The following is an 8,707-nucleotide window of genomic DNA, read 5'->3' as shown; positions in this document are numbered from 1 at the left end:
ATGGTCGCCGTGCACAAGCGGGCCGTTGGCGTGGTGCATGGGCTGCTCCGCTCCTCACAGCCGGCCAGTCTCGGCGCGATTGAGACCTCGCTGGGGCAGGAGGACATTCAGAGTTTTTCACTGGAGGCTGCAGCCTCGTGTGGTGAAGCGCTGGAGGGCGCACGGGATGTGCTCGCCTGCGAACTGCTCGCGTTGGTGCAGGCCGGCCGGCTGGGTCATGGAACCGCCGGACGCTATGGAGCTGAACTGCAGGGACTGCTCGCCCGGGTTGCCGACTTGCTCCCGCCGGGTACGGCGGACCGCCCTTTTGGGCTGGACATCGAAACCATCGACCTGCTCTTGGCTAGCGGCTGGGCGCAGGATCTGCTGGCGGCGGCGCCGTCGAACCCCGTTGTAGAAACTCCGGGCGGAACATGACGCGCGCGGGGTCATCACCGGCCAGGCTGTGAACGGCGGCATCCACAATGGCCTGCTCATCCCAGCCGAAGGTTGTCAGTTCAGGGGTGACCAGCGGTGCCAGCTCGCTGTCATCGAAACCCAGGATAGAAATGTCCGTGGGGACGGCGAGGCCCAGGGCACGGCAGGCGCTGTAGGCTCCAAACGCGATGGAATCCCCCAGGCAGAACAGCGCAGTCGGATGTGACGTGACGGCGAGAAGTTCACGGGCGGCGCGGGCCGCGCCGGTCACTGTGGACGGCGAATAGGCAACCCGCACCGAAAGTCCCATGGAGTCACCAAGGTTCCGGGCCAGGAGTTCGGCGGGCCGGCCCGGCGTGGTGGGGAGCGACGGCGCCAGGAGACCCACCGAGCGGTGGCCCAGATCGGCCAGATGCTGCAGCGCGGTGCCTACGCCGTACTCGTTGTCGAAGAGCACGCAGCCGGCATCGGGCCGCGCGCTCAGGGCATCGCCAATGGAAACTATGCGGATATCGGCGGGCACTGTGCCCCAGTACTCCGCTGACGGGTCAACCGGCAGAGCGATCGCCCCATCGACCCGTTGCCCCGCCAACGCCTGCAGGACTTCCTGTTCCCGTTTCGGCGAGCTGTCTACGTCAGCAATGATTGATGCCAGCTCGTTTTCCCTCAGCGCCTCGGAGAGCATGACCGCCAGCCCCTGCCTCCACATGTCCCGCAGCGATCCCACAATCGCCACGTTGCCACTGCGCCCGTTGGCCAGGGCACGGGCAATGGGATCAACGGAGTAGCCCAGCTCGTCAGCGAGGGCACGGACCTTTGCCTGGGTTTTCTCCGAGCCCCGGATACCGCGCAGAGCGTAGGACGTCGCGGCCTTCGACAAACCGGCTGCATCGGCGATGTCCTGCAGCGTTTTCCGCGGGGAATCGGTCATCAGCCAAGCATACTTGGCAGTTGTGTCGACCCGGTGGTCAGCCGAGGCTACTTGCGGCCGCGTTGAGGCCCTACCGCGCCACTGCGGACCCAATCCTGCAGGTTCTGCCGGGCTGGCCCGCCGAAACCCGGCGTGTTGCCACACGACACGCACTTCGAGCACTGGAACCTGCAGGATTAGGTCCGCCGGGACGGGCGCACATCCCCTCCACAACGGGTCAATGGCACTGACCTTATACACATAACACCGACGCGACTGTGACGCCGGCGGTGAATTCGGTGCACTGGGTGGATGGATACCTTGGACGTGCTGCGCGGGGCTGGATCGGTTGCGCGAACGGGGACCCTTCGCCGGCGCGGTGTGAGCAAACGCAACATACGCCATGCGCTCGAGACCGGGCGGGTGATCCGGCTGCGGCGTGGAGTACTCGCGCTTCCGGATGCTCCGGCCGATATTGCTGCCGCCGTCCTGCACAACGGCCGGGTAACCTGCGTTTCAGCTGCGCCCCACTACGGGCTCTGGCAGCTGCACCCGCCCGCAACGCACCACCTCAGCTGCCCTGAGGGTTACAGCGGAGACAACGTCAACCATCGGCGCCGAACTGTGCCTGTCCACAAGGACCTCCCGCTGGTGGGTCTGGTTGACGTGCTGATCCATGCACTGCATTGCCTTCCGCCGGTGGAAGCAGCGGTCATGGTGGAGTGTGCCCTGCGACGCGGGGAAACCGTCCGGAGTTTCCTCCTCGAGCGGCTTCAAGGCGACCGCAACGGCAAGGCCCGGGCAGCATTGGAGTTGGTGACCGGTTGCGCCGAATCGACCCTTGAGGTGGTGGCACGGATCCTGTTCAGGGGCGCCGGATTCCATGTCGACACACAGGTCTACATCGACGGCGTGGGCCGGGTGGATTTCCTGTTGGAGGGTTTCCTGGTGGTGGAGGTCGACGGTGACAAGCACCACTCCGACCGAAAAGCCCGCCAAACCGATCAGCGGCGGAACAACATGACCATCATCGGCGGCTATCTGGTGCTCCGGTATCGCTATGCGGACATAGTGCACAACAGTGACGTGGTCTTGGCGGAGATTTGGCAGGTCCTGTCCGGCCGCGTCATTCGCTAAACGCACACACCGACACCCGTTCGGCCGGGCTACGTCCGGCAGCTGCGGACCGGATCCTGCAACTTCTTCCGGACAGACCCGCCGAATCACGGCGTGTTGCCGCGCGACACGCCTTTTGAGCACTAGAACCTGCAGGATTGGGTCCGCCCTGCAGCAGACCGGACCGCGCAGACCGACTTCTCCTGCCTCTGGAAATCTCTCGCGCGCTGGGTGGCTACTCCGCCACCCGATGCAACACAAACACTCCGCCACGCGGGATGGTCCAGCCGGGAGGCGTCGGTGTTAACCTACGCATCCGGAACCTCCTGTATTCGGCCGCGAACCAAACCCCCGTTCGGGTGCTTTCCGTCCGGGACCTGCGGACCAGATCCTGCAACTTCTTTCGGTCAATACCGCCAAATCACGGCGTGTTGCGGCGCGACACGCGGTTTGCGCGTCAGAACATGCGGGATCAGGTCCGCCCCGGGCTGGCGCTCCCCCAGTTGACGGGACAACCCGGAGTGAGCTTGACAAAACAGTTGTGAACCGGTTCACTTAACCTATAAATGAACCGGTTCACACGACGTATTTGAAGGGAGGAACCGTGCGCATCGACTGCCATCAGCACCTGTGGCCCGCTGCCTTCATCGACGCCCTGCGTGAGCGCACCTCCCCGCCAATGCTTGACCGCTGGACCCTCCTGATCGACGGTGAAGCCCCCTATATTGTTGATGCAACAGCCCACGACGCCGAAAAGCGGCGGGCCCAGGAGGTCCGCGAAGGCAAGGACCAGGTGCTGCTTTCCCTCTCCAGCCCGCTGGGCATTGAGCACCTGCCGTTCGAGGACGCACGGAAGCTCATTTACACCTGGCATGAGTCGTCGCTGCAACTGGGCGACCCGTTCCGGATCTGGGCTGCCACGCCGGTTGCCGAGTTCGATCTTGACGGCCTGAGAGACATCCTGAGCCAGCACAGGATTGTGGGCCTGCAGCTTCCAGCCACGGCGCTGGGCAACCCCGCCGCCATCCGCCGGATGAAGCCGGTACTGGACATCCTGCAGGCAAGTAACCAACCGTTGTTGATCCATCCCGGGCCGGCTCCCGCAACCGAGGACACGCCGTCGTGGTGGCCAGCCCTGGTCCCCTACGTATCCCAACTGCATGCATCCTGGCTGGCGTGGCACGCCGTCGGCCGTAAACAACATCCAAGCCTGAGGGTTGCCTTCGTGGCGTTGGCCGGACTGGCGCCGCTGCACCATGAACGCCTTGCGGCCCGCGGCGGTGAGTTTGGCGCCGTCGACCCGCTGGTCTACTACGAAACCTCGTCCTACGACACGCGCGCCATTGACGCGACCATCCGCGTTGTCGGCGTGGATCCGATCGTGCACGGATCGGACCGCCCGTACGCCGAGCCCAGGGATCCCGGGCTGGGACATGCCTTCACCCACGCGCTATTTTCCACCAACCCACAACATCTTCTGAAAGGAACACCGCGATGACCATCACCACCCCGGAGCACACACCACTGACGCAGGCGGACGTTCCCAACCTGCCCGGCCGCACACTGACCCGGGCAGAGCTTCAGGATTGGGTCACCGAGCTCGCCAAACATCCCCAATTATGGGAGCACCACATCAGCCACGAGGGCGGGAAGCGGCACTATGCCTCGCTGTACCGGGACAGCAACGTCGACGTCTGGCTGCTCTGCTGGAACACGGAGGATGACACCGGCTGGCATGACCACGACATCTCCTCGGGCGCCGTCACCGTCACGCGCGGGTCGGTGACCGAAGCGAATCCGCGTATCAGCGGCGAACCAGTCAAGCGCGTTGTGCAGGCCGGCCGCACGTTCAACTTTGGTCCGGACCACATTCACCGGATGGGTGGCGGCGTGGACGGCTCCGTCTCCATCCATGCCTACTCGCCGCCGCTGTGGCGCATGGGTCAGTACGCCATCGGCCGCAACGGCGTGATGCGGCGCATGTCCGTCAGCTATGCGGACGAGTTGCGCCCCATGGACGACGAAAGCGTCATCGAGACGTACAAGGCGCTACAGGCTGTCACCGAGGAATCCCGCTAACCCCGGAAGCAGCGCAACCGCCCGGTCAATGTCCTCACCGATCGGGCGGTCTTCCATGTCCGGGTCCAGCTGTTCGGCAAGGTACTCAAACGCCGCCCGAGCGGGAGTGTCGCCCAGCCGCTGCGGGGCCAGACGCAACGCCCGCACGGCCGCCACCGCTTCAACGGCGACGACGACGGGAGCCTCTGCCGCCGCCCGCCGCAGAAGCCGTGCGCCCTGGGTGGAAAACCCGGCGTGATCCTCGAGTCCCAGCGAGATACTCAGGCTTGCGCCGCTGACGGGTACGACGGCGGTGCGCAGGTTCGCGAGCACGTCCTGGACAACGTACTCGGCGATCATCAGGCCGGAGCTGCCCGGTGGACCCTGCGCCAGGAAGGCGGGCAATCGGGTCATGTCCGGCCGCAGCATCATCCCCAGCCGTGCTGAGGAGAGTGTGAGGACGGGGAAGAACGCCGTCCGGGCATGGTCAAGTGCAGCCGCAAGGGCGCCCAGGTGGAACTGCCCGTGGTGAGCGACGCCGTGCGCCGTTATCAGCGGGTTCTCAGCGGCCGCATTGATATCAGCTTCCAGAATCTGCACGAGCTGATCCAGCGCGTGCACCGCGGGCGCGTGCACCTGGGGGAAAACGCGGAGTCCAAACGGGTCCTGGATGCGGGCTGCCTCCCGCGGCATCCCATCATCCATCCCCGCCAGGTGGGCCACCGCTGCCGCCACAGCGCGCTGGTGGGGGTGGGCGCGACGGCGGTGGACGTCGTCGTCGTACGCCTCCGATGATCCCTCGAGCGCGAGGAGTGACAGGGCAGCCACCACGACGCCGCTGCGCAGCACGGTGTCCAGCTCACCCGCGCCGAGGGCCGCGGTCGCCAGGGTCACGGCACTGGAGCTCATGAAAGGGAGTGCGTCAGTGTCCGTAAACTGCACGGGGTCTATGCCGCCCGTCCGCCACGGCCGTTCGCCTGCAAGCGTCAGCGCCAGTTCAGCCAACGCCGGTAAATCCCCCATGCCCACTGAGCCCAGGCCGTGCAATGTCGGGAGGCTGCCGGAGTCCAGGGCGGCCAGAAGCCCCCGGGCCACACCGCTGCTGACACCGGATCCGCCCGCAGCGAACTGGTTCAATCTCACGGCCATCGTGGCGCGGGTCACGGCGTCTCCCTCCACCGGACCGGTTGCCGCACAATGGCTGAGCAGCAGGCGGCGGGCGTGTGCCGCGCGCTCTCCGTCAATGTCGGCGGCGGCGTCGTCGTTCTGTCCGTCGGCATCCTCACTCACCACCACGTTGCGGTTGGCACCCACGCCCGTGTTCGCTCCGTACACGTAGCCCGACTCGCGTGCGTCGATCAGCCGCTGCCGCACAGACTCCAGTGCTGTCATGCGCTCCTGCGGCACTGACACACCCGCCACGCCGTGCGCAATGCGGTTGACCTCCGGCACAGTTAACGATGCGCCGTCGAGTGCAATACGCTGCTGAGTGACCATCACGGAAAGAACCCGCCCTTCATATGTCGGATAGGTAACTATTCCCACAAAAATGGTTGACTGTCTATTCATTGCCTGAAAGTATGAATCAACTTATTCAAGCTGGCCATTGTGGCCGGCGCCGAAGGAACCTGGAGCGCCACTTTGATCACGTTTGATGAGGTCAGTAAGACGTTTCCCGACGGAACGCTTGCCGTTGAAAGGCTCAACTTCGAATTGCCCACCGGAAAAATCACGGTCTTCGTTGGGCCGTCCGGCTGTGGAAAGACCACCTCGCTGCGCATGATCAACCGAATGGTGGAGCCCTCCAGCGGCCGGATCCTCATTGACGGGAAAGACATCACGTCCCAGGATGCCGCACTGCTGCGGCGTTCGATCGGGTACGTCATCCAGCATGCAGGTCTGTTCCCGCACCGCACCGTGATCGAAAACATCATGACCGTTCCCACCCTGATCGGAACAGACAAGAAAAAGGCACGTTCCACCGCCATGGAACTGCTGGAACGCGTGGGGCTCAATGACAGCATGGCGGACAAGTATCCCGTACAGCTTTCGGGTGGACAGGAGCAGCGGGTTGGAGTGGCGCGCGCGCTGGCCGCCGATCCGCCGGTGCTGCTGATGGACGAGCCGTTCAGCGCCGTTGACCCGATTGTCCGGGGCGGGCTGCAGACAGAGTTCCTCCGACTCCAGGGCGAGCTGGGCAAGACGATCGCATTTGTCACCCACGATATTGATGAAGCCATCAAACTCGGCGACATGGTTGCAGTCTTCAAGGAAGGCGGCCACCTGGCCCAGTACGCAACGCCCCGGGAACTGCTGGAAAACCCGGCAAGTGATTTTGTGGCGGAGTTTGTGGGCAGGGACCGCGGCTTCCGCAGTCTTTCCTTCGATACTTCTGACGGCCTGGTGCTTGATCCGGTGGACAGTGTGCGGGCCGGCAGCGAAGTGCTGGTGCTCGACGACGCCGGACGTCCGGTGGGCTGGACCGGCCCCGGCATCGCACCGGAGTCCAACCCGGCATCGGTTGCCGGCACGTTCAAAGCCCATGACTCGCTGCGGGTGGTCACCGACCTCGCCATCACCTCACCGGTGGGCATTGCCATCAGGGTGGATGAAAACGGCACGGCCGACGGCGTCATCCGGCACCAGAGCCTGGTTCGCCAGCTGGACGAGCGCCGACGGCAGCGGTCCGGGGTCACCACGTGATCGATTACATCTCCTCGAACACCGAGGTGATCTGGAGGGCCTTCAGCGAACACGTGTTTCTGGCCCTGATACCGGTGCTTCTCGCCATCGTCATCTCGCTCCCGCTCGGCTACCTGGCCGTCCGCTACTCGAAGCTGTATTACCCGCTGGTCAACGTCAGCAGTATCCTTTACGCCATCCCATCCCTTGCCCTGTTCCTGCTGTTGCCGCCCATCATCGGCACCCGGGTGCTCTCTCCGCTGAACATCATCATTGCCCTCACTATCTACAGTGTTGCGCTGATGGTGCGGGTGGTTGCCGACGGCCTCAACTCGGTGGACCCCACCGTGACGCAGGCGGCCACGGCCATGGGCTACAGAAGGATCAAACGACTCTTCAGCGTCGAGCTTCCGATTGCCCTGCCGGTCATGCTGGCAGGTCTCCGGGTTGCGACGGTAGCAAACGTCAGCATCGTCAGTGTCGGCGCCCTCCTGGGTGTGGGCGGCCTCGGTGCGCTCTTCCTGCGGGGCCTGCAGCTCGACTACCTTGATCCGATCATCGTGGGCATTGTCTTGTCGGTCCTGCTCGCTGCGGTCTGCGACAGTGTCATTGTCCTGGTCCAGCGGCGGTTTACGCCGTGGTCACGGGTGGGAGGCAGGGCCTGATGGAGTACCTCGAATTTCTTCTTGATCCAGCGAACTGGGAACTGGGCCAGAGTGGTGCCATTCCGGCCCTCGTGGTCGACCATCTGTTCTACACCGCGCTGACCCTGGTGATCGGCGCGCTCATTGCCATCCCCGTAGGGCTCTATATTGGGCACACTGGTCGGTTCGCGTTCGTTGCCATCAATGCTGGAAACGCCGGCCGTTCGCTGCCGACACTTGGGCTGATCATCTTTTTGGTGACCCTCATCGGCTTCGGGCTGGTTCCGGTGATCGCCGCGCTGGTGGTCCTTGCAATACCGCCAATACTCACCTCAACCTACGCCGGACTCCGGGCGATCGACCCCGCCTCGGTGGACGCCGCCAAGGGCATGGGGATGCGGCCCCTGCAGATCATGTTCAGGGTGGAAATCCCCATGGCCCTGCCGCTCATCATGAGCGGTCTGCGCAGCGCAACCCTTCAGGTTGTGTCCACCGCGACGGTCTGCGCCTATGTGGGACTGGGCGGGCTGGGCCGTCTGCTCATCGACGGGATAGCGCTCAACCAGTACGATCGGGTGGTTGCTGGGGCCGTCGTCGTTGCCCTGTTGGCCATCATCCTGGACCTCGGCGCCGCCGCACTTCAGCGGCTGGTGGTGTCGCCCGGCGTCTCCGGGCGCGCGCTGACCCGCACTTCCAACACGCCATCCAAACGCGCTGTGCCGGCCGGTTCGGATGCCCCTCCTTCTGAAGCCCGATAAGCTTTCAACACCAGACCGAAAGGCACGACCATGTTCAAGAAACAGTCCCACAAACTGCTGAGTAGTGTTGCACTCCTCGGAGCGGCAGCCCTCACCCTTTCCGCCTGCGGCGGAGACCCGCT

General features: G+C 64.5%; 9 protein-coding genes. 7 read left to right on the top strand and 2 right to left on the bottom strand.

All coding sequences use genetic code 11. The features are described from left to right. Positions 1 to 417, top strand: a 417-nt coding sequence (locus Y708_RS30405; RefSeq protein ID WP_035775952.1) for an aromatic amino acid lyase, incomplete at its 5' end; no start/stop codon positions are given. On the opposite strand, the gene Y708_RS0110320 is transcribed toward Y708_RS30405, so the two are convergent. Then, entirely contained in the window at positions 344 to 1,348 is a 1,005-nt protein-coding gene (locus tag Y708_RS0110320; RefSeq protein ID WP_028279877.1) for a LacI family DNA-binding transcriptional regulator, read from the bottom strand. The two genes, Y708_RS30405 and Y708_RS0110320, sit on opposite strands and share 74 nt — an antisense overlap. A gap of 291 nt (positions 1,349 to 1,639) precedes the next feature. Between Y708_RS0110320 and Y708_RS0110315 the strand changes: the two genes are divergently transcribed. The 3 genes from Y708_RS0110315 (at position 1,640) to Y708_RS0110305 (ending at position 4,522) form a co-directional block, all read left to right on the top strand. Continuing rightward, positions 1,640 to 2,464, top strand: coding sequence for a DUF559 domain-containing protein (locus Y708_RS0110315; protein ID WP_028279876.1), 825 nt, complete (start codon positions 1,640 to 1,642; stop codon positions 2,462 to 2,464). A 583-nt stretch (positions 2,465 to 3,047) separates the two neighbouring features. Beyond that, positions 3,048 to 3,941, top strand: coding sequence for an amidohydrolase family protein (locus Y708_RS0110310; protein WP_028279875.1), 894 nt, complete (start codon positions 3,048 to 3,050; stop codon positions 3,939 to 3,941). Continuing rightward, the gene (locus tag Y708_RS0110305) at positions 3,938 to 4,522 is read left to right on the top strand and encodes a cysteine dioxygenase (protein ID WP_028279874.1); all 585 of its coding nucleotides are present in this window, start codon (positions 3,938 to 3,940) and stop codon (positions 4,520 to 4,522) included. Before Y708_RS0110310 ends, Y708_RS0110305 begins: the two co-directional genes overlap by 4 nt. On the opposite strand, the gene Y708_RS0110300 is transcribed toward Y708_RS0110305, so the two are convergent. Continuing rightward, entirely contained in the window at positions 4,493 to 6,070 is a 1,578-nt protein-coding gene (locus Y708_RS0110300; RefSeq protein WP_216699770.1) for an aromatic amino acid lyase, read from the bottom strand. The genes Y708_RS0110305 and Y708_RS0110300 overlap by 30 nt on opposite strands. A gap of 72 nt (positions 6,071 to 6,142) precedes the next feature. On the opposite strand from Y708_RS0110300, the gene Y708_RS0110295 reads away from it, so the two are divergent. From Y708_RS0110295 to Y708_RS0110285, 3 genes are read left to right on the top strand one after another with little or no spacing between them, the layout of a single operon-like run. Then, a complete protein-coding gene (locus Y708_RS0110295; RefSeq protein ID WP_028279872.1) occupies positions 6,143 to 7,204 on the top strand; it encodes an ABC transporter ATP-binding protein in 1,062 nt (353 codons plus the stop codon). Beyond that, positions 7,201 to 7,848, top strand: a complete 648-nt coding sequence (locus Y708_RS0110290) for an ABC transporter permease (RefSeq protein ID WP_028279871.1) — start codon at positions 7,201 to 7,203, stop codon at positions 7,846 to 7,848. The genes Y708_RS0110295 and Y708_RS0110290 overlap by 4 nt, the downstream gene beginning before the upstream one ends. After that, positions 7,848 to 8,585 (top strand): ABC transporter permease, encoded by a 738-nt coding sequence (locus Y708_RS0110285; protein ID WP_028279870.1) that lies wholly within the window; start codon positions 7,848 to 7,850, stop codon positions 8,583 to 8,585. Before Y708_RS0110290 ends, Y708_RS0110285 begins: the two co-directional genes overlap by 1 nt. The last annotated feature ends 122 nt before the right edge of the window (positions 8,586 to 8,707 follow it).

Source organism: Arthrobacter sp. H5, assembly GCF_000520595.1.
Taxonomy (GTDB): domain Bacteria; phylum Actinomycetota; class Actinomycetes; order Actinomycetales; family Micrococcaceae; genus Arthrobacter_D.
Note: the sequence above shows the minus strand (reverse complement) of the source record. Positions and strands in the feature narration are given on the sequence as shown.

What these genes read in the sequence shown, in the direction of transcription:
- Y708_RS0110305 (WP_028279874.1), top strand. Translation starts at nt 3,938, where the DNA reads ATGACCATCACCACCCCGGAGCACACACCACTGACGCAGGCGGACGTT.
- Y708_RS0110320 (WP_028279877.1), bottom strand. Translation starts at nt 1,348, where the DNA reads ATGACCGATTCCCCGCGGAAAACGCTGCAGGACATCGCCGATGCAGCC.
- Y708_RS0110285 (WP_028279870.1), top strand. Translation starts at nt 7,848, where the DNA reads ATGGAGTACCTCGAATTTCTTCTTGATCCAGCGAACTGGGAACTGGGC.
- Y708_RS0110300 (WP_216699770.1), bottom strand. Translation starts at nt 6,070, where the DNA reads ATGAATAGACAGTCAACCATTTTTGTGGGAATAGTTACCTATCCGACA.
- Y708_RS0110315 (WP_028279876.1), top strand. Translation starts at nt 1,640, where the DNA reads ATGGATACCTTGGACGTGCTGCGCGGGGCTGGATCGGTTGCGCGAACG.